The organism is Acetivibrio straminisolvens JCM 21531, assembly GCF_000521465.1.
Classification (GTDB): domain Bacteria; phylum Bacillota; class Clostridia; order Acetivibrionales; family Acetivibrionaceae; genus Hungateiclostridium; species Hungateiclostridium straminisolvens.
In genome coordinates this window covers 26,891-48,130 of the sequence record NZ_BAVR01000027.1, presented here as the reverse complement: position 1 = coordinate 48,130, position 21,240 = coordinate 26,891, and the positions used below count along the sequence as shown (strand labels likewise).

Genomic DNA, 21,240 nt, shown 5'->3' with positions numbered 1-21,240 from the left:
AGATAAATACTACTTTCGTCACAAGTACCCACATAAACTCCTCGAATATGAGTTGATGTTACTTTGTAACCACTTGTCAAAAAAGCATTGACTTTTCTATTAAAATCTTCTGCGTCTTCGCTTTCTATTGTCAACAAATGTTGCTTCTTCATAATAAATCCTCCCCTTATAAAATTATAATTACTATTTTTCTTTTTTCTTGCATTAACTCTATTATAACACAAATATTGAATCATGAGCATTATCAAAAAATTCTGCTTCTGTTGTTTTAAATAGAGTAAGTCTTAAACCTTATAGGCATTCATGTTCTACGCCATACTGCTGCCGGCTTAATGCCGCATGAAGGTGTAAAACTTAAAACCGTATTCTTAAATTCTCAGCCATAGCAGTATTTCAATTACATCAGACATATATGGTAACATCATAGAAAATAAGTTGTGACATATTTTTGACATGAAAAGTATTGTGATATAAAAACAGGTTACAGATAAAACTCTGCAACCCTTGGTACTGGCGGAGAGAGAGGGATTCGAACCCTCGGTACGCTATTAACGTACACACGATTTCCAGTCGTGCGCCTTAGACCAACTCAGCCATCTCTCCATATATACGGCTATTATGCTATTCAATTATACAAGCAGTTACTTAACGCTTAAATAGTATACCACGGATTTATTCTAAAAGCAAGAGGTAAAATTGCACAAAATAATAATCGGCATTGCTCTATTTTAGATTTCCAAAAACTTTATGTGGACAAATGAAATGGTAAAATTTATAATGAAAACAATGAGGTGATATTAAATTGAAAAAACTTATTACTGTCTTTTATTTATTATGGATAATTGGGTCAATAGCTGTTTTCGGTAAACTCCTTTTTGATTTTTATCCCGATTATTCGAATATGGAATTCTTGATGTTTACAGATATCGGAACGCTGATTTTTATGCCGTCATATTTTATTCTGTCTTGGTTGGCTGTCCATTTCTTGGATATTTCCATCAAGAAAGCTTCTATCAAAATATCAATATGCTTTTTACTATTAACGGCTGTTTTCGTTTATTCATTTAAAATAATGGACTTTAAATTCCTTATTGAAAGTATTATATCACTTACCGGAATCATAGTGGGATTTGTTCATTATTTTATTACTATGATTCTCTTCAAGAATAGTTGTTTTTCACGGCAACTTCATGAAAGCAGTCCTGATTGTCAAATATTTTCTGATGAAATTATATAGTCTTTGTAAAAAATATGATGACCACTTGTCAGGCAAGTAGTCATCATATTTTTAATATTTCTCATTTTACCCTATTGTGCATTGTCATTAATTTATCGGAGCTTTGAGCATGTCGCTTATATCAGCGAAAGGTATTTCAAACTCAAGGGGTTCATCATCCGTATAAATCAATGACTGATAGTATATTACCAGCTTGTCGTCTTTCAAATAGTAGTCTTGATCTTCATCCAGACCGGCAAATTGTTTGTTTGTTTTAACATCCAACTCATTGAACTTTACCTGCAATATTGAATTCAGCTTATCTTTATATGTTTTTAATTTAAATAGATCTGCCAATGGAATGTCTTCACCGCTGTTCAGATCAAAATTATATGTGTCGATGGTAATATCCGTATAATCTTCTTGTTTTATATGAGATTGAATATAGAATTTTATACTAAGTTTTTCTTTTGATCTGAATGGGACTTCATACCATACAGTCATAGTTTCTTCAAGTCCAAATTCCTCACTAACGCTGACCAAGCTCCTGTAATCTTCAATTCTTGCTGATATTGTGCTATTAATCTTGTCCTCAATTCTCTTGTCAATCAGGTCCTTTATTACCGGATAAGTAAATACCGTATGCACATCCCCATAGGTATTTTCTTCAGACACGCTTTCTATCTGATACTTATCGGTCAATTCAGTGGCCTGAAGCTTTTTCTCCTTCCTGTCACCGGAACACCCTACAACAAGAAAAGAAAACAAAAGCAATAAAACTAATAACTTTTTCACCAGATCCCCCTCCACTTAATACAAAAAATTAAAATCATTGTCCAATAAATAATATAACATATTATAGCGAAAACATAAATAGAAACTTTTCAACCGCTATAAAATATTGCACGCGTTTTCTCTATTTTTCTGCATCTTTTAAAGCTTTCTTTGCCAAATCGAAAAACTCTTTTACTTTAATTGTCGCTCCGGATATTGCATCAGTATGACCTTCTTCGTCCTTATACTTTATATTTGACGGGTCCTGCGTCTCTACAAGGTAGGCTTCAACCTTTTCGGCTTGCTCATGCCATTCTGCTTTAGCACCGCCTCTTTCTACCATTTTGTATTCGCCATTTTTCGACTGGGTATCTTTATCATCGCCGCCATCTTTGTGAATTGCGTTCCAGTCTGCTGAAACAATTTTTCCGTCCTTTACTTCAATCTTTACTGTACCCTTCCATCCTGATTGATCAAAATCATCTGCTTCGGCATAATATGTGCCGTCCTTATACTGTTTTGCAGTATTGGTTGGAGTACCCTGAGTCTTGTTGCACCCTACCAACAATCCTGCTACAACTATTGCCATTCCTACTGCTATAATTCTGCGTTTTAACATAACAAATCCTCCTTTTATTTTTTTATTGATAATAAATTCTATGTTCAATAATTATTATCAGCAATATTTATCGTCATTATTTAATATCCATTTAACAATCCTGTCTTTATCATTAATACCACTTTAATACCACTTTGAAGCAACTATTCCAACATACTCTTTGACGGAAAAATAAAACTTTTGTAAGGCTTCCGCTGACGGAACAAAATCCATAAAAGTAACTCTTCTTATGCTGTTTGTTTGAAAATCGGTAGGATAGGGAGTGACATTCACCTCATTTTTTCTGAATTGCCTTACAGCTCTTTCCATGTGAAATGCCGATGTTACCAGTATCGGCTCATTAAAACCGTGTTTTTCAATCAGCTCCTTTGTATAAATTGCATTTTGAGTAGTATTTAAACTCCTATTTTCAACAATTATCTTTTCCTCGGGAATACCCAATCCCAGCAAAATATTCTTTGCAATTTCAGCCTCAGAATTTGTGTGGCCGGGAATCTGTCCCCCTGAAATAATTATAGGAACATCCAGTTTATGATAAAGCTGTATACAGGTCAACAGCCTATTTGACGCTATGCTTGAAAGATGACCCTTTCCATTTACATTTGGAGTATCCGCATAGGCTCCTCCCCCCAGCATAATAATAACATCACCGTTTGGTTCTGAAGGCGGTTTGAATTTTCCCTCCAGGGACCAGATTAAATTATCGCATATTATAGGAGTAGAAACCACATAAAGTATTACGGCTATGATAACAAAAAACTTCGTATACTTTTGGGTTTTCTTTCTATACTGCCAAAACGAAGCTAATGCCAGCAGTAAAATTATACACCCCGGAGGGAGCAAAAAAGTCTGATAAAAGAATTTAACCAGATACAGCATTATATCCAACCTCTTTCAATCTCGGCCTGTTTATTTGTATATAGCTCATCATACATTGCCGAATACATGACTAAAAAATAACAGGAAAATTATCCTGTTATCATTTGCTGTACTTTCTATTATATCATATTCAAAAAATGTGTGATACCATGTTATGATGATATAACATTTAGTCTTGAGGCACCGCTTTATTTGTGATATGGAGCATTGTTGATAATACGGTAAGCCCTGTAAATCTGCTCACATATAATTATCAATAATATGTTTATATCAATATCCATTTTAGAAATGGATAATTCAAAGTCAGCTTCAATATCATCGTCGCCTAAAAATATAGTAATATGACTTTTACTGCTTACTCCCAACTGCTCAATTTTTTCCGCCAATTGTTCTGAGGAAAGTTGTTCACCGTTTTTATTAAGTTTAATCACATACGTTTTATCGGATATTTCTTTTGCCGGATTTTTTGTTTCTACATATTCTATTTTGCAGTATGCGCTTAAACGCTTAGTGTATTCTTGCACAGCATCTTTTACATATTTGTCTTTTATCTTCTCAGTATTAATAATTCTAATTTTCATATTCTCATCCTTATCAGTAGCGTAGATTATCGGAATAATTATATCACTTTTTAGTAACTATTAGAAAAAGTATTAAGAAATATTCATTGTTGATATAAGGATAAGATCAAATAGCCAACTACCATTTTTTTGCATTGGATGAGTATAAGAATTGATATTGGTAATTCAGCATGATATAATAATGTTAAGTAGCAATAATGTGTCATAATTTATATGGTAAAATTATTCATCAAATGTATTAAAACCTTTGATTAAACATAATATATTAGTTGAATGTTTTAATCAGAGGTGGTATAATATGGACAAGAATTTCCAATTATCCAAGCAATTTAAAGGGGTATTTAGGAGAGGAGGTAACAATATGGCATTGTTAACCAGACCTTGTGATAGAGCTATTATTATTGATAAAGATAAATCAAATGAGTTTTTAGAAGATAGTAAAAAAAACATCATAAAGCCTGAATTTTTATCTGAATGCAGAAAATTATCTTCAATGTTTAGAAGAGAAAATACAGGTTGCATAAGGGATAATGATGCTTAAAAAATTACCTTATACTATCTCCTTACTAAGTGAAGATTATTTAAATATCTTGACCGATTTTCGTTGCGGTAATGATGAAATCGATAGATATATTAGAGAAGATGCTTTAAATGATATGAATTCAGGTAAAGGGGTTACCTATTTAGTATTAAATGATAAAAAAGATAAATTAATTGCATATTATACATTAGCAGCTACATCTATAATTTATTCGGAAACTAAAGATATTAAAGAAAAGAATTCTATTGATGAATTGAAAATTCGTGGATTTCCTGCTATAGAAATCAAGATGTTTGCAGTCAGCAAGGTGTATCAAGATTATGTATATCATAGCGAAGAATTTGGCGATAAAATTTTGAGTGATATGATTTTAGGTTCTTTAATTGGCGATATATATAATTATTCACTTAATATATTAGGAATTCAAATGATAGTATTATATTCTACAAAAGAGGGATTTAAATTTTACAAGAGAAATGGTTTTGAAACTTTAGAAAAATATATCCCTTTATACAGCGAATATACTGAGGATTGTATTCCAATGTATTTAAGGTTATTTGACTAAATAACCCTAGTTAGATTGTTTAAGTAAAAGTGTGCAAAAGTATACTTTTTTAATGTAGGCTCACTAATATTTTGCATTTAGTTATGCTGTGAAAAGGAGACTTTCAGATTAACCTGAAAGTCTTTTTGTTATACTTCGTTAAATGCTTCATGTAAAACAGATTGCATTAAAAGTTCGCTGTCTTTTTTAGACTCTTCAATGTTCTTTTCTAGTTTATCACACAAGTCCATTAAATGATCTACTTTTTCTACAATGCGTTTTTGCTCATTTAGCGGAGGCAAAGGAAAAATAAGGTTTTTAATTTTTATGATTGTAAGCGCATTATAAGCAGTACCGGAAACAGAACTGTTTACCTGCTTAAAAAATAACGGGCTTTTTATGAAATTTTGAATATATTTCATATCTAAAAACTTGTTATTGTCGATTTGAGTTACATTACCATCTTTATAGTAAAATTCTCTCCCATCAGAAATCCATGTGTTACCGATACTTCCCACAGAGGTTAATAATAAGTCTCCTTTCAAAGGAGTTCCATATTTATCCTTTATTTCTTTATACTTATCAATAGATATATAATATTCTGAGCTAATATTCTTACCTTGAGATAATTCTCCAATTTCTTTAGAACGAAAAAAAGGTATTCCAGAAGCTTTATAGTCACTCTCATAAATTCTCTTACTTGATTTCACATTTACGATACATCCCAATCTAACCCACTCCCACCCCTTAGGTAATTCATAGGGAATCTCATCTCCTGTAATAGGTGGCAGAGGCTTTTCTTTATTGATCTTGCCTTTCTTTATCAACCTTTCTTTTTCTTCTTTTATTTTTTCTAAAAGAACATTTGCTGGCTCATCATTAGGGTCTTGTGGTACGAGTTTACCCTGTACAGCTTCTTGAAGAATAGCTTGGCGAAGTTTTGATATCAATTCATAATTTTTTTCATTTGTTACTTTTAGTAATTCAATTTCATTAGAAACATTATTAATTCTTTTTGCTATTTCTGTTTGCAAATTAATATCAGGCAACTTAATTTTTAGAGGCAGAAACTTCTTTGGTTTTAATTCTGTTTTTATTCCCCCTCCAACTTGTTCCTTTAAAACATTCATAAATTTATTACTTGTAAGAAACCATTTTAAATATTCAATATCAATAATAGATTTATCAAATTCGTAAGAAGAATAATGTATTGTAGCCAATACATCTTCTGTTCCTTCATATACTGCCAATGCTCCTTTTGCAACATTAATCCCTGATATTACCAAATCTCCCGGTTTAACTATAATCATATTGGTTTTTGTGCTCGTATTCTCTAAAAGATATATATTACCCGAAAAATCTATCTTTTCAATTCGCTTTAGGCCTAAAGAATTTGCTTGATCAGGCTTTATTTTGTCAGGTCTTTCTTTCAAAAAGGAGCCTATTGTAACTTCTTTCCAACTCATTCTAAAAACTCCTTTTTATAAGATTTAGTAATTCATGTGCTTTCGCTAAATTTGATTCAATTCTATTTATAATTTCATCTTTAGTTAATTCAACCTCGGCTCCCTTATTATTTGGATTCTTTATATCTAGATTATAATTCCTGCTCTTTATTTCCTCAATACCAACCTTCCAAGCATATTCATTCTCTTCTCTGTTATTCCACCACTGTTTTTCCAGTTCAAATTCTTCATATTTTACTGGCTTTGTCTTTGTATACTTCTTATATCCTTCCGGCAGTGGATGCTCAAAGAACCAAATCTCTTTCGTGGATTTTCCTTTTTCCATAAACAAAAGATTGGTATTTATATCCGTATAGGGTGCAAATACCCCATTAGGAAGTCTCACTATTGTATGAAGATTAAACTCCTCAAGCAACTTCTCTTTAATTGTAGTCTTTACACCTTCACCGAAGAGAAATCCGTCAGGCAATACAATTGCCGCTCTTCCCGTATCCTTTAATAAATACATTAATAACACCATAAAAAGGTCAGCAGTTTCCTTTGTCTGAAATTGCTGCGGAAAATTTACTTGTATACCATCTTCCTCAATACCTCCAAAGGGTGGATTAGTCACAATAATATCCACCTTATCTATTGGCCTATAATCCCTTACATTACGGGTCAAGGAGTTATCATGTCTTATTTTGGGACTATCTATATCATGCAAAATCAAATTGGTTACTGCCAACATATAAGGTAAAGGCTTTTTTTCAATACCCAGTATTGTTTCCTGTAATGTTTTTTCATCATCAATATTCTTTACTTGCTTCTTCAAATGCTCTAAGGCGCATACTAAAAATCCGCCCGTCCCGCAGGCAAAGTCCAAAACCTTTTCTCCCAATTGCGGATTAACCATGTCCACCATGAATTGAGTTACGGCCCTTGGAGTATAGTATTCTCCTGCATTTCCCGCACTTTGCAAATCCCTTAATATGCTTTCATAGATATCATTAAATAGATGCCTGTCCTTTTGAGTTGTAAAGTCTATTTCATTTAATTTATTGATTACCTGCCTCATTAGGGTTCCGGACTTCATATAATTATAAGAATCCTCAAAAACAGCCTTTACAATAAAAGCTCTTGGATTGCTGTTTTCATCCAATTCCATTTCTTTTAGCTCTTTAAAAAGTTTATTGTTTACAAAGTCTAAAAGTTCATCACCTGTAATACCCTCATCATCCGCAGCCCAATCTCTCCAGCGCAACCCTTCCGGAATAATAGGGGTATAGTCGTCATCAATCAGTTCCCATTCTTCTTCCTTTGCATCAAATACTTTCAAAAATATCATCCAAACAAGTTGTGATATCCTTTGTGCATCTCCATCTACGCCGGCATCTTGGCGCATAATATCCTGAACAGCTTTAATAGTCACAGATATCGACATTTATCCATCACCTTTCTAATTCTTAAGCAGTGTATATTTCCTCTTGTAACTCTTTTATTGCTTCCAGATATTTCTTCTTTCCTCCAAACCTTTTAACTATTTCAATTGGCGAACCGAACTTTTTAAACTCCGGCACTTTAAGTATTTCTAAGTTTTCTATATTCTCAATTCCTTCATCAGCGTACTTTTCCAAAAGTGCCTCCAAGACCTCCCTTGCGCTTTCCCCATACTTTGTAAAGTAGTTTCGCTTCTTTACATTATTTGCTCTTTCTTGCCTTGTGAGAGGGGGCATATCAAAGGCTACATGACAAATTAAATCAAAGGGGTCTAAATCTTTGCCCACTTCATCTTTCAGTTCCTCTAAAAGTATTCCCCGCTCTTCCAATTCTTTTATAATGGCTTCTTTTCTCTCTGTTTCTTTCCATTTTGCCAGGAACTCATCCAAAGTTTTAAATTCATTTCTAATGTTTTTCTTGGTATAAGCCATCAGTGTTTCGGTTATTAGCTTACCATCTTTGTCATAGTAATAAACTCTTTCATGTATTACTTTTACAGGAACATCATTTACATAGTACTTGGCCGGAGTTTCACTAATACTCCCCCCGCCCGGAATTTCCGGAGGAAAACCTTCTCCATTGCCTGTTTCAGGTTCGTGTTCTCCCTCGAATTCCCCTTCACCGCCTGAAACCTCTTCATCCTCTTCAACAGGAATATCTCCATTAGTAGTTTTAACAATCACAGGGTCTCCATCAAAGTCCGGATCTGCAAATAATTTGGTAACCCCTCTAAAGTCAATGATGGTAAAATATTGCTTTCCGTAATCCTCTCTTATTCTTGTGCCTCTCCCAATAATCTGCTTGAATTCAATCATACTATTTATATTAGCATCTAAAATTATAAACTGACAAGTCTGGGCGTCTACGCCTGTAGTCATTAACTTGCTGGTTGTAACTAAAACGGGGTATTTACTTGCAGGGTCTATAAAGTTGTCCAATTCCGCCTTGCCTTCTTCGTTATCCCCAGTGATTCTCATAACATATTTGGAATTCTCCACTACCAAGTCTGAATTTTCATTGACAAGTGCCTGCCTCATTCTTTCGGCATGCTCAATGTCTACACAGAAGAATATGGACTTTGCAAACCTTGAATTGTTATTCTTAAGATAATCCGATACTTTTTTGGCAACAGCCTCTGTTCTCTTTTCAAGAACTAAGTTTTTGTCATAGTCCTTTATATTGTATTCTCTATCTTCAATTTCAAATCCGTACTTGTCCCTCTTTCCTTTCTCCGGCCTATACCCTTCAGCATCTCTGTCCAGCAATACTCTGATTACCTTGTATGGAGCAAGAAAACCGTCTTCGATCCCCTGTTTTAATGAATAGGTGTAAATAGGTTCACCGAAGTATTCTATATTAGAAACATCCTTTGTTTCCTTTGGAGTGGCCGTAAGCCCTATTTGAGTAGCCGGATGAAAGTATTCCAATATTTCTCTCCATGCAGAATCTTCTTTGGCACTTCCCCTGTGGCACTCATCAATGATGACTAAATCAAAGAAGTCCTGGGAAAATTGCTTGTAAACGTTTTTAAACTCCTCTGTACCTGAAATTCCTTGATACAGAGCCAGATATATTTCATGGGCTTTATCTATTTTTCTATTGGTGATTTTGGTCATTTTATCGCCAAAATATTTAAAATCATTGGCCATAGTCTGGTCTACCAGTATATTCCTATCGGCCAGAAACAAAATTCTCTTTTTCGCTCTGGACTTCCAAAGCCTATAGATTATTTGAAAGGCTGTATAAGTTTTCCCCGTACCGGTAGCCATGACAAGCAAAATACGTTTCTGTCCTTTTGCAATGGCCTCTATCGTTCTATTTATGGCAATACGCTGATAATATCTTGGAGTTTTTCCGTCTTGTTCAAAATAGTATTCCTGTGTGACAATTTCTTCTTCCTCTTGATTAAATCCTTTTGCTTTTTTATATCTTTCCCAAAGCTGTTCCGGAAACGGGAATTGGTCAAGGGGTATCTCTCTTTCTTTTTTACCTTCTTGAATAGTTCTGTCATGTTCTAAAAATGCATCTCCGTTGCTCGAATACACAAAAGGAATATCCAGTATCCGGGCATATTCCAATGCCTGCTGCATACCGGCTCCAACGAAATGCTTATTATCTTTTGCCTCTATAACAGCAAGAGGTAGATTTGACTTATAATACAGTATATAGTCCGCTCTTTTTCTCTCTCCTCTTGTAACCATTTTCTTTCTAACTATAATTCTTCCGTCAGTAAAGGTTACTTCTTCCCTAATTTGTCTTTCCAAATCCCATCCTGCATTTATCAAAGAGGGGGTTATGTATTTAGAGCATATATCTCTTTCAGACAAATCTTTTTTATTCACCAATACCACCCCATTCCCAATTCTTAAATCCGAATCATGGATGTCTCACTTATTAATATTTTATCACAAATGTCCGAGAATTAGATATTCTATTGTTTTATTGAGCCGGTAATTTTAAACATTCTATACAACTGTTCAAGAAGTATCAGTCTTGTTAACTGATGCGGAAATGTCATATTCGAAAGGGAAAGCCTAAAATGAGCCATATTAAGAAGCTCTTTGTCTATCCCCAAAGACCCTCCGATTACAAAAGTGATATGGGATTTGCCTGAAATGAAAAATGTCTCTATCTTGCGGGCCAATTCCTCAGAACTCAGTTTGCTGCCGCAACGTCCAAGACAATAAGAGTGGAGCCTTCTTTCAGCCTCTTAACAATCCTTTCGGCCTCGCGCTTTTTAACCTGTTCCTCCTGCATGCTGCTAAGGTTATCCGGTGCCTGCTCGTCATCAACTTCAATTATTTCCAGGCTGCAAAACCTGGAAAGCCTTTTGCTGTACTCGTTTATACCCTCTCTTAAATACTTTTCCTTTATCTTTCCCACTGCAATTATTGTGATTTTCATGCCTTCACGCTACTCCGCTTCAAATTTCCACTACCTTGCCGGCTCTGTCCCTTAAAGCTACAGAAAGCCTTATATCCCTTTCTATATCTATATTCTTCTCTTTCAGTATGTTGCGCACAGTCTCATAAGCCAGCTCGGGGAAATTGTTCTCCTTGCTTAAGTGCCCCAACAAAAAACACCTGGTTCCCTTCTCAGCAAGATGTGCCACCACCTTGCCTGCCATTTCATTGGACAGATGCCCTCTATCCCCCAGTATTCTCTTCTTGAGGTGCCATGGGTATGGCCCTACCTTTAACATTTCTATGTCGTGGTTTGATTCTATAAGCAAAAGGTCGCTTCCTTCAATACATTCCAGAAGCTCTTTATTCATATGTCCAATGTCGGTAGCTGTTGTAATCTTGTTGTTGTCCACAAAAAAGTTAAAACCCACCGGTTCCGCTGCATCATGGGGTATGGGAAAGGGGTTTACAATCACATTTCCTATTTCAAATTCTCTTCCCGTGTTAAAATACATTTTGTTCTTGACACTTACAGGGCCTATGAGATTTTCCATAGCCGACCATGTATTTTCGTTTGCATATATCGGAATGGCATACTTTCTTGAAATTATGCCTGCACCTCTAATATGGTCACTGTGTTCATGGGACACTAAAATAGCGCTTAATTCCGTGGGCTTTTCGCCAATTGAAACAAGCGCTTCTGTAATTTTTTTACCGCTAAGTCCCGCATCAATCAAAATTTTAGTCTTACCGGCCGCCAGAAAAACTGCGTTGCCGCTGCTTCCGCTGTACAAGCTGCAAAATCTAATCATTTGTAATCTCCTAACTATTAGTTCGCTCTGCTATTTTCTTGTTATCTGTGCACCAAGACTCTTTAGCTTTACTTCAAGGTTCTCATAACCTCGATCTATGTACTTTATATTATACACCTCAGTCACACCTTCTGCAACAAGTCCAGCTATTACCATGGCAGCCCCTGCCCTCAAATCCGTAGCCCTTACCGGGGCACCCGTAAGCTTCGGAACTCCTTCAACAACCGCCATTCTGCCCTCAACCTTTATCTTTGCTCCCATTCTTTTTAACTCATCCACATACTGAAACCTCGAATCCCAAATTCCTTCGGTTACAGTGCTTGTTCCGTTAGCCAGGCAAAGCAAAACCGATGTCGGCGGATGCAGATCGGTTGGAAATCCCGGATAAGGGAGGGTTTTAATATTTGCCTTTTCTATTTCATCAGCACCTATAACCCTTACATAGTCTCCGCCTTCCTGAATCTTTACATTCATTTCAACAAGCTTTGCGCTCAATGACTCAATATGTCTCGGTATTATATTTCTGACAGTCACATCTCCTCTGGTGGCAGCTGCAGCAACCATAAATGTTCCGGCCTCTATCATGTCGGGAATTATTGAATGGCACGCTCCTCCCGGCAAACCGTCAACACCTTTTATCTTTATAACATCGGTTCCCGCACCTTTTATGTTGGCTCCCATCGCATTTAGGAAGTTTGCCACATCAACAACATGCGGCTCTTTAGAGGCATTCTCAATAATTGTCGTTCCCTCAGCTTTTACAGCTGCGAGCATTATATTAATTGTAGCCCCGACGCTTACCACGTCCATATATATCTGACAGCCCACCAACTTTTCGGCTTCGAGCTTTACAACACCGTGATCTATATTAACCTTTGCCCCTAATGCCTCAAATCCTTTAATATGCTGATCTATCGGTCTAAATCCAAAATCGCATCCTCCCGGAAGCGAAACCTCTGCTTTTTTAAACCTGCCCAAAAGTGCTCCCATCAAGTAGTAGGAAGCCCTTAAACTTTTCACCATGTCATATGTAGCAGTGTAGGACTTTATATACTGAGAATTTATTGAAAGAGTATCGTTGTTTTCGAAATTAATCTCTGCTCCCAAGTCTTTTAATATATTTATAAGTGTTTTTACATCGCTGATGTTTGGAATATTCTCTATCGTGCACTGTCCGTCGACCAATATGGCCGCAGGAATAACCGCAACGACAGAATTTTTCGCTCCGCTTATGCTGACCTCACCTTCAAGAGGTCTTCCTCCCGCAATAACAAACTTTTCCAACCAATACGCCCCCACCCGTATACTGTATCAATTTCTAATTCTATAGCTTACTAGTCAATTATACTACTAAATTACATTGTTTGCATACTATAAATTTTAATAATTTATTTTATCCTTACTTTTATTCTATTTCCGTTCCGTCATATACCTTAAAAAACTTATTTTGTCTCTCTCCTTTATCTTTATACTCAATACGCCAAACAGGAATATCATCCAGCTCCCTGCTGCCGTCATCCATTTTATGCTCTTTAAAACCCAAATCAATTTTGGTAATAGTAATATTCTTTATCGATCATAGTGCCGTATAAGTACTTGGTACACAGGCATGACCTTTTTGCCGTTAATTATGCTGTCTATCTTCCGGTATCTTAATTCGATATATGTAACACCCTTATCGCCAAGCTCCACAACAATATAGTTTTCATGAATCCAGAAGTTCTTATATTTCTGCTTGAAAATATAAGTTTTTTGCCCCTCTTTTTCTTCAATTATGTCCAAATGATAATCCGTCACCGGTATTCCCGTCCCTCTAAGCACATTAGACACAAAACTCAGCACGCCTTCTGCAGTTTTTAAACCCGCAGAAAGGCCTTCGGGGTTACTGTCCCTAAAAGCAAAAGAATACTCGTCCGGAAAAATCAGTTCTTTGCTTTCATCCTTTATATCAAGGGTGCTCAGTATACTTTCCCCATTTTGCTTACTTCCCGTCAAATTCCTAACTATAATTTCTCTGTTAAAGCTTGTGTCGTCATAAGTTAGTGTTCCAATACTTCCGTTAAAATGCGGAATTTCGCAGGTTATGGCGACTCCTCTTTCCGCCAGCGCCTGCCGGGCATCATCAATCGTATCCTTTGAGATGCTGTCGCTATCTAACGTATATATAAGAATAATACTCAAAAAAATATTCAAAAGAAAAAACAGCACTATAAAAATATTCTTTGCTCTAGCCCAGTCCATATCTATTTTCCCTCCGGAGGTTTCCTTTGCATTGGTACAACATACCGTTTGCCCTCAATTGTCTCAACTATCCAGACAGGCTCTAAACTCTGACTGTTTATGCTGAATTTAACCTCATATGACATATTTATATCCTTTACAGAAAAATCCTTTATGCTTATATCCTGATACAGGGTGAATATATCATCAAACAGGCTTTCAAACTTGACATTCAGCATCAAGTTGTCCTTACCCAACTTAAACTCTTTTAGTATCCAGTAGCAGCTCAAAACCCTCTGGCTGTTGACATCCACTGTTATGGCATGGTTCAGTTTATTTTTATCCTTGTTGTTTACCGTATATTCATTAAACGAAACCGCTATATCATTGCATTTATAGTCAAAAGTAAAGGTATAATAATTGCTGTGTTCCACAATTCCCGATAAGTAAATATCCACACCCGGCGCCAGCTTATCTCTGCGGTTAATAAACTCCAACGCTCTCTTTAAAGCTTCAACTTTACTGCCTTTTTCGTAGTTGTTAATTGTATGGAGATATTTATACTCCAAGAGGCCATCCTTGTAAATTCTGTACATACTGCTTAAATTTTGGAACACAATTGTATTGTTGTAAACATCAATACTTCTTATGTAATCATCCTCATTCTCTCCAAGGACGGTTTTGGCTATATCATTAAGGTCCTGACTGCTGTTTGGCTGGATATCTCTTATTTTTTGAGGCACCTCACAAATAAGATTCTTGTAATTTCTGAATTTTGGCCCCTGGGCAACTATCAAAACATCCGGGCTAAGATATTGATATACATAGTTTGTCACGTATTCTTTTATAACGCCGTACTCATCAATATCTTGTTTGTAGAGATTGGCAATAATATCGTCATAGTCTTTTATTGACAAACCCTTCGTCACAAAAGGAACCACATATTTATTTACCTTGTCACCGTCAAATACATATATTGTAAGATTCTTGTTTATATTTTCCGATGGAAGGATTGCCATTTTATAGATACCTTCGGATTTGAATCCCGATACCCAGCTTTCATTAAGAAATGCCGCCAGAAGCTCAGAGTTTATGCAGGTCTTAAACTCAAAGACGAAAGATTTCTTTAAAACCACATCACCCCAAAATTCCCTGCCGTATTCCCCTTTGGATGTGACACTTTTATCGGTTAAAAGATATTTTATGTAGGCTTTCGCATCATTCCACAACGGCTTATAATATTCATGATTTTCCTTAATCACCCAATGGGGATTCTCAAATCCTTCGGAAACCACAACTCTATAAGGCTTAAAAGCATCTCCGATGTCATACTCGGTTTCGCTGTGTGCATTGTAAAAAAATCCCCATAAAAATTAGTAGGCACTCCTCGATTTTGATAATACCAAAGGATACCTACCTGTATAAAACTTGTCATTACCAACAATAATAGTATGTACAACTTTACTCTTTCACGGCCAAACCATTTCATTCAAATCCCAGACCTTTATGCTCCGAATAAATTATCCAACATATCTGTAATTCTAAGAAATCCGTTCTTAATTGCATCTCTGATACTTCTGTCCAGTAAGGTAACGGTAAATGTGTTTACCTGCAAATTCTCTCCTAAAACCAATTCCGCTTTGTCCATCTTTGCCGTTCCTTGGTATGCCACAATTCTTACCTTGTTTGCTCCTTTCTTCGGAAGCTCAATCTCTTTCATAAAGAACCCCGAAGCTCCTATCGTCCAAGTATCTTCTCCATCTAGATTCATGTAAGGCTCAAACTGTTCTGTCTTTTCATTATACATAAGAAGTTTAACTGTTATATTCTGTTTGTCTGAATTGCCGCAAATTACATAAGATTCTTTAAAGGTAGTTTCATCACCTTCGGGACGGGTAATTGTAACAAGAAATTGTTTTGTATCCTCAGTCTTTTTATCGGATATCAAATCAATTTTCTCGTCGGCAAATACCGTCATGCACATACCTATTGAAAATACAACTATCAAAAACAGCGCAAATATCTTTTTTTTCATAAAAACACCTCATAATAGAGAAATAAAGACAAAATTAAACTTTATCCCCCCTAATACTAATTTAATTATACTATATAACTGTTACAAAAATATTACACTGTATTTAAGATTCAATTACATGCCGGCAGCTTTACAGTAACCTCTGTTCCCTTTCCCAGCTCACTTGCGACAGATATCGTGCCTTTATGAGCCTCTACGATTTCTTTTGCAATTGCAAGCCCAAGGCCCGTACCGCCCATTTCCCTCGAACGTGCCTTGTCGGTCCTGTAAAACCTTTCAAATATTCTCTCAATATCCTCCTTGGGAATTCCTATCCCTGAGTCAATCACCTTAACATAAACATCGCTGTACATCTTTCCAATATAAACTGTAATTTTACCGCCTTCGGGAGTATACTTTATGGCATTGGTAAGGATATTCAAAACCACCTGCTCAATGCGGTCCCTGTCGGCAAAAATCTCCATTATCTCACCAATGGTAAAGCACTCCAGTATTTGATTTTTCTCTGTCGACTCAAACTTAACCTTCTCTATGCAGTTCTTTACCAAGGCTTCAAAAGATATCTTCTGCATGTCCCATTTCATTTGATTGTTATCGAGCCTTGAAAGCTGAAGAAGATCTTTTACAAGTCTTGTCATTCTGTCGGCTTCCGAGTTAATAACTCCCAGGAATTTCTCCGCAATTTCCTTCTCTTCCAAAGCTCCGTCCAGCAATGTTTCTGCATAGCTCTTAATTGATGTCAAAGGAGTCCTCAGTTCATGGGACACATTTGCAACAAATTCTTTGCGCATGTTCTCGAGCTTTTGCTGTTCGGTTATATCGTGAAGCACGGCAATTATACCGTCGGCATTATTTTCCTCGTCAGTAAAAAGAGCAAAATATATTTTGACATATTTTTCTCCAATATTAATGCTGGCTTCTTTTGCATTGTATATTTCAAGGTACTTAACCTCTTCTATCGAAACATCGAGATTATATCTCTTTGAAAATTCGTTGAAATCAAAATCAAATTTATCAATCTCCAATATTGCTTTCGCCACCGGATTTATATGAATTACTTCTCCGTTTATATTAAATGCAATTATACCGTCAGTCATATAATTGAGAATAGTCTCTATCTTGCTTTTTTCCCTGGAAATTTGATTTAAAGTATTTTTAAGCTCCTTGCTCATAAAATTAAAAGCTTTCGTAAGCTTTCCTATTTCATCGTCGGATTTTACCTCCATAACCTGTCCGAAATCTCCTGCCGCCATTTCCCTGGCTTTATGCATGAGATTGACAATCGGAACGGTTATAGTTTTTGACAAAGCATACCCGAAAATCAATGATAATATAACCGCAATAAGAAAGCTCAGCTTTATTATATCATTAAAGGCCTCTATTGCTCCGGCCCATTCTTCCCGGTCATATCTGAAGTATAAAATATAATCCGTATTGCCAATTCGCCTTGCATAATCAAAAAAGGCCTTATCTCCAATTCTTATTAACTTTCCTTTATCTCCTTTATCCCCCGCCAATGCGGCAAGATAGTTCCTTGACTGTATAATATCCTCCCTCAGTGTTTCCCTATAGGGCATTTTTACATCAGTATATATTATCTCATTGGTGTTTTTGTCAATTATGGTAAATGTCCTGAAATTGTTTATAAAAAACAGGGACATTGCGTTCGCCTTGTTATTGGCAGTAAGGTACGAAACAATTTGATCTTTTGTCGGCTCATCTTTCTCATCAATACCCCAATATTCAAAACCATTCTCAATCCCTGCTTTAAATGTATCATAAAAGAACAATTCAACAAAATAGTTTAATGATACACTTGCCGAAACTGCCAACACCAATGCCAAAAGTATGAAAATTGTCACAAGTCTCCACTGAAGGCTCCTTAGAAACTGCAAACGCTTCAAAACCATACCCATCCTCGCACAGTCAAAATTTTCTCATTTTTTGTACTTTAACTTATTTTGTTAAAGTAATATCCTACTCCCCTTTTTGTCATAATGTAATAGGGATTGCTCGGATCCTTCTCAATTTTTTCTCTAACTCTTCTTACTGTAACATCCACTGTACGGACATCTCCGTAGTACTCATAACCCCAAACCTTTTCCAAAAGGCTTTCCCTTGAAAATATCTGTCCCTGCTGCAATGCCAGAAATTTAACAAGTTCAAACTCTCTTAGTGTAAGTTCAATTACCTCATTGTTCCTTCTTACTTCATAATGTTCAATATCTATTTCCAGTTCTCCAAACTTCAAACAGTTAGCTTGCTTCTTTTGAGCCTCCGCAGATGAAGCAACTCTTCTTAGGTTTGCCTTTACCCTGGCCATCAGCTCCCTGGTGCTGAAAGGCTTTGTTATATAATCATCCGCTCCAAGCTCCAAGCCCAATACCTTGTCAACTTCTTCTTCTTTTGCTGTAATCATTATTATCGGAGTAGATACGCTTTCCCTCAATTTGCGGCAAACAGTAAAGCCGTCCATTTTAGGAAGCATTATATCTAAAAGTATTAGGTCCGGTTTTTCACTTAAAGCAAGTTCGATGGCCTGCTCGCCATCATTTGCCTCAACCGTGGAAAAACCCTCTTTTGTCAAATTAAATTTAAGGATATCAACTATATTCTTTTCGTCATCAACAACAAGGATTTTTGCGCTCACAAAACACACTTCCTTTCTTTTATGAATAAATGATTTTATAGCTACCATACCTTCCATTATAACATTAAAAACGAAAATAAGAACATATATTTTACGACAATACCCCCAATTAATTGAATTTTTATATCCTGTAACCTGTTTTTCCTCAAATATTATAAAATATTACACAAATTATATTGATATTATTCCAATATGTGCTATAATAAAATAAGATGGTTGTCCTTATTCCTTCTAATGTTAGTAGCTTTCTTCCAGTGAAAAATAAAACTATATCAAAGGAGGTTGCATGTCATGTCCAAGGAGTTAATGTATATTCTCATAACTAAGATGCACCTCAGGTTAAACGACTTAATCGAAAAAAACAATTTTGATCTCTTGAATGAAGAAGTTTTGCACTATAGCCAGCGATTGGACAAAATACTGTCCCTTTACAACAGAATTGTCCAGAGGGACAAAACCTATGCTTTCAGCTTAAGTCATCTAAATAAAGCTGCAAGATGCAATTAATTAAAAAATGACATAAAACCACGCAGTGTTTAATAAATAGACGTTTGTCACTTCAAACGTCTATTTTTAGTTTTATTAAGTTAGATACCTTCAAAATTCTAATTACCGTTCTCCACCTTTTTGTACGTAGGTACAATAAGTTTGATATATTCCGAAATCCCTTCAGAATTCGTCACCATAATATCCCTAAGACAATCCAGCTCCCTTTGAAGCATTGCAAGGTCAATGTGAACAGGCTTTGCAATGTATATCTTGTTGTTTTTGGTTGCCTGAAGTCCTTCTTCGCTAAGCAGAAGCTCTTCGTAAAGCTTTTCGCCGGGTCTTAACCCCGTATACACAATCTTTATATCCACATCCGGCTCAAAACCCGAAAGCTTTATGAGGTTTCTTGCAAGATCACTGATTTTCACAGGCTCACCCATATCAAGTACAAATATCTCTCCACCCTTTGCCATTGCTCCTGCCTGTAGTACCAACTGCACAGCCTCAGGAATTGTCATAAAAAATCTGGTTATTTCGGGATGGGTAACGGTTACCGGACCTCCCATCTCAATTTGCTTTTTAAACAAAGGTATAACACTTCCGTTGCTTCCAAGTACGTTACCGAATCTTACTGCAACAAACTCAGTTTTGCTGGTTTCATTCATTGACTGAATAAGCATTTCTGCAATTCTTTTTGTCGCACCCATAATATTTGTAGGGTTTACAGCTTTGTCCGTGGATATGAGTACGAACCTTTTAGTCCCGTACTTGTCGGCACATTCTGCCACATTCATGGTGCCAAATACATTGTTTTTTATTGCCTCCGTAGGATTACTCTCCATTAGAGGAACATGCTTGTGAGCCGCAGCATGAAATACAACATCCGGCATAAATCTTCTGAATATGCTCTCCATCCTCTGCTTCTCTCTGATGTTGGCAATCACTGTGTCAAGCTTTAAATCCGGGTATTTGTACAACAGCTCATTTTGTATGTCATATGCATTATTTTCATAATTATCCAAAATAATAAGCCTCTTTGGAGAAAAGCCCGCTATCTGTCTGCACAGCTCCGAACCGATTGAGCCTCCTCCTCCGGTGACCATTACCACCTGTCCCTTTAAATATGCACCAACTTCTTCAATATCAAGGTTTACAGGCTCTCTGCCCAAAAGGTCTTCTATATTGACATCCCTTATTTTTTGCATGACAACAGATTCATCGATTAACTGTGAAACCGACGGAAGTATCTTTACCTTGCAGTCCGTTTTCGAACAACTGGCGTATATTTCGTTTATTTTTTTGTGGCTGGCAGACGGCATGGCAATAATAACCTCGTCTATCTGCAGCTTTTGTATTATTTTTGAAATATCCTTTGTTTCTCCAACAACGGGAACTCCGCTCAATTTTTTCCCTATTTTATATACATCATCATCGACAAACGCCACCGGAGTGCTCTTTAGTCCCGGATGAGACTTCATTTCCTTTACAATTATTGCACCGGCATCCCCGGCACCGGCAATCAGCACCCTTTTTGAGTTGGTAAAACGAATCATTTCACCCTTGACAATTCTTCTAAACACCCTATAGGCAAACCGCACTCCCGTAACCAAGGCAATGTCTGTCAAAATGCATATTAAGAATATGCTTCTCGGTACAGGTACTTGGGATAAAAAAACATAGCTTATCATTATTGAGTTGCTGATAAATGAAGCGGCAACCACCATAAACACTTCATATATCCCGGCATATTTCCACAAACTGTTGTAAAGCCTCATCGAAGCAAAAGTCACAAGCTTGACAATTGTTGCAATGAGGGCAAGCTTTATCAGGTGTTCGGTGAAGCGCTCCGGTATATTTCTATAATTTAAGTCAAACCTTAAAAGGTATGAAATAACAAGCGATATATTTACTAAAAAAACATCAATCGCAATTAATCCATTCGCTCTGATCTTTTGTTTCATTGTAGACCCCCATACATTACAAAGTAGAAAGCTGCTAAAATTTATATTAATTGCTCACCTTATGTCTTTTT

General features: G+C 36.2%; 20 protein-coding genes, 1 tRNA gene and 1 pseudogene. 3 read left to right on the top strand and 19 right to left on the bottom strand.

The annotated features are described in order from the left end of the window. Positions 1 to 511: 511 nt before the first annotated feature. The 6 genes from JCM21531_RS08735 to JCM21531_RS08710 form a co-directional block, all read right to left on the bottom strand. A tRNA-Ser gene (locus JCM21531_RS08735) sits at positions 512 to 603 on the bottom strand. A gap of 288 nt (positions 604 to 891) precedes the next feature. Then, entirely contained in the window at positions 892 to 1,017 is a 126-nt protein-coding gene (locus tag JCM21531_RS23705) for a hypothetical protein (protein ID WP_279379017.1), read from the bottom strand. Between the two features lie 307 nt (positions 1,018 to 1,324). Continuing rightward, positions 1,325 to 2,011 carry a hypothetical protein gene (locus JCM21531_RS08725; protein ID WP_038289101.1) on the bottom strand — a complete coding sequence of 229 codons (687 nt, stop codon included), beginning with the start codon at positions 2,009 to 2,011 and terminating at the stop codon, positions 1,325 to 1,327. A 121-nt stretch (positions 2,012 to 2,132) separates the two neighbouring features. Continuing rightward, a complete protein-coding gene (locus JCM21531_RS08720) occupies positions 2,133 to 2,609 on the bottom strand; it encodes an FMN-binding protein (protein WP_038289100.1) in 477 nt (158 codons plus the stop codon). Positions 2,610 to 2,732: 123 nt separating this feature from the next. Beyond that, positions 2,733 to 3,488, bottom strand: a complete 756-nt coding sequence (locus tag JCM21531_RS08715; RefSeq protein ID WP_038289098.1) for a YdcF family protein — start codon at positions 3,486 to 3,488, stop codon at positions 2,733 to 2,735. Between the two features lie 188 nt (positions 3,489 to 3,676). Continuing rightward, positions 3,677 to 4,069 carry a 23S rRNA (pseudouridine(1915)-N(3))-methyltransferase RlmH gene (locus JCM21531_RS08710; protein WP_038289096.1) on the bottom strand — a complete coding sequence of 131 codons (393 nt, stop codon included), beginning with the start codon at positions 4,067 to 4,069 and terminating at the stop codon, positions 3,677 to 3,679. Between the two features lie 298 nt (positions 4,070 to 4,367). Between JCM21531_RS08710 and JCM21531_RS08705 the strand changes: the two genes are divergently transcribed. Together JCM21531_RS08705 and JCM21531_RS08700 are read left to right on the top strand one after the other, a co-directional pair. Continuing rightward, on the top strand, positions 4,368 to 4,610 hold the full coding sequence (locus JCM21531_RS08705) for a hypothetical protein (protein WP_038289095.1): 243 nt from the start codon (positions 4,368 to 4,370) through the stop codon (positions 4,608 to 4,610). Beyond that, positions 4,600 to 5,175, top strand: a complete 576-nt coding sequence (locus JCM21531_RS08700) for a hypothetical protein (protein ID WP_131464444.1) — start codon at positions 4,600 to 4,602, stop codon at positions 5,173 to 5,175. The genes JCM21531_RS08705 and JCM21531_RS08700 overlap by 11 nt, the downstream gene beginning before the upstream one ends. 128 nt (positions 5,176 to 5,303) lie before the next feature. Here the strand turns inward: JCM21531_RS08700 and JCM21531_RS08695 are convergent, their stop codons facing one another. The 12 genes and pseudogenes from JCM21531_RS08695 to yycF form a co-directional block, all read right to left on the bottom strand. Further along, a complete protein-coding gene (locus tag JCM21531_RS08695; protein WP_038289093.1) occupies positions 5,304 to 6,620 on the bottom strand; it encodes a restriction endonuclease subunit S in 1,317 nt (438 codons plus the stop codon). A gap of 1 nt (position 6,621) precedes the next feature. Then, complete coding sequence (locus JCM21531_RS08690) at positions 6,622 to 8,043, bottom strand: type I restriction-modification system subunit M (protein WP_038289091.1); 1,422 nt, start codon at positions 8,041 to 8,043, stop codon at positions 6,622 to 6,624. Positions 8,044 to 8,065: 22 nt separating this feature from the next. Further along, positions 8,066 to 10,441: an EcoAI/FtnUII family type I restriction enzme subunit R gene (hsdR, locus tag JCM21531_RS08685; protein WP_038289090.1), complete on the bottom strand. Its 2,376-nt coding sequence runs from the start codon at positions 10,439 to 10,441 to the stop codon at positions 8,066 to 8,068. Positions 10,442 to 10,530: 89 nt separating this feature from the next. Beyond that, positions 10,531 to 11,003 (bottom strand): annotated as a pseudogene (rlmH, locus tag JCM21531_RS08680) (23S rRNA (pseudouridine(1915)-N(3))-methyltransferase RlmH). A 19-nt stretch (positions 11,004 to 11,022) separates the two neighbouring features. After that, positions 11,023 to 11,814 carry an MBL fold metallo-hydrolase gene (locus JCM21531_RS08675; protein WP_038289089.1) on the bottom strand — a complete coding sequence of 264 codons (792 nt, stop codon included), beginning with the start codon at positions 11,812 to 11,814 and terminating at the stop codon, positions 11,023 to 11,025. Between the two features lie 30 nt (positions 11,815 to 11,844). Continuing rightward, positions 11,845 to 13,098, bottom strand: coding sequence for a UDP-N-acetylglucosamine 1-carboxyvinyltransferase (gene murA, locus JCM21531_RS08670; protein WP_038289088.1), 1,254 nt, complete (start codon positions 13,096 to 13,098; stop codon positions 11,845 to 11,847). Between the two features lie 121 nt (positions 13,099 to 13,219). After that, positions 13,220 to 13,357, bottom strand: a complete 138-nt coding sequence (locus JCM21531_RS23700; RefSeq protein ID WP_279379016.1) for a hypothetical protein — start codon at positions 13,355 to 13,357, stop codon at positions 13,220 to 13,222. Positions 13,358 to 13,383: 26 nt separating this feature from the next. Next, positions 13,384 to 14,055 (bottom strand): two-component system regulatory protein YycI, encoded by a 672-nt coding sequence (yycI, locus tag JCM21531_RS08665; RefSeq protein ID WP_279379015.1) that lies wholly within the window; start codon positions 14,053 to 14,055, stop codon positions 13,384 to 13,386. 2 nt (positions 14,056 to 14,057) lie between these two features. Next, the gene (locus JCM21531_RS08660) at positions 14,058 to 15,329 is read right to left on the bottom strand and encodes a hypothetical protein (RefSeq protein WP_243467456.1); all 1,272 of its coding nucleotides are present in this window, start codon (positions 15,327 to 15,329) and stop codon (positions 14,058 to 14,060) included. Positions 15,330 to 15,538: 209 nt separating this feature from the next. Beyond that, positions 15,539 to 16,069 (bottom strand): hypothetical protein, encoded by a 531-nt coding sequence (locus tag JCM21531_RS08655; protein WP_038289086.1) that lies wholly within the window; start codon positions 16,067 to 16,069, stop codon positions 15,539 to 15,541. 110 nt (positions 16,070 to 16,179) lie between these two features. Beyond that, the gene (locus JCM21531_RS08650) at positions 16,180 to 17,979 is read right to left on the bottom strand and encodes an ATP-binding protein (RefSeq protein WP_038289084.1); all 1,800 of its coding nucleotides are present in this window, start codon (positions 17,977 to 17,979) and stop codon (positions 16,180 to 16,182) included. Positions 17,980 to 18,020: 41 nt separating this feature from the next. Next, the gene (yycF, locus tag JCM21531_RS08645) at positions 18,021 to 18,719 is read right to left on the bottom strand and encodes a response regulator YycF (protein WP_038289083.1); all 699 of its coding nucleotides are present in this window, start codon (positions 18,717 to 18,719) and stop codon (positions 18,021 to 18,023) included. Between the two features lie 291 nt (positions 18,720 to 19,010). Between yycF and JCM21531_RS08640 the strand changes: the two genes are divergently transcribed. Further along, positions 19,011 to 19,226, top strand: a complete 216-nt coding sequence (locus tag JCM21531_RS08640; protein ID WP_038289081.1) for a Spo0E family sporulation regulatory protein-aspartic acid phosphatase — start codon at positions 19,011 to 19,013, stop codon at positions 19,224 to 19,226. Between the two features lie 98 nt (positions 19,227 to 19,324). On the opposite strand, the gene JCM21531_RS08635 is transcribed toward JCM21531_RS08640, so the two are convergent. Beyond that, positions 19,325 to 21,169: a polysaccharide biosynthesis protein gene (locus tag JCM21531_RS08635; protein ID WP_038289080.1), complete on the bottom strand. Its 1,845-nt coding sequence runs from the start codon at positions 21,167 to 21,169 to the stop codon at positions 19,325 to 19,327. Positions 21,170 to 21,240: the final 71 nt, after the last annotated feature.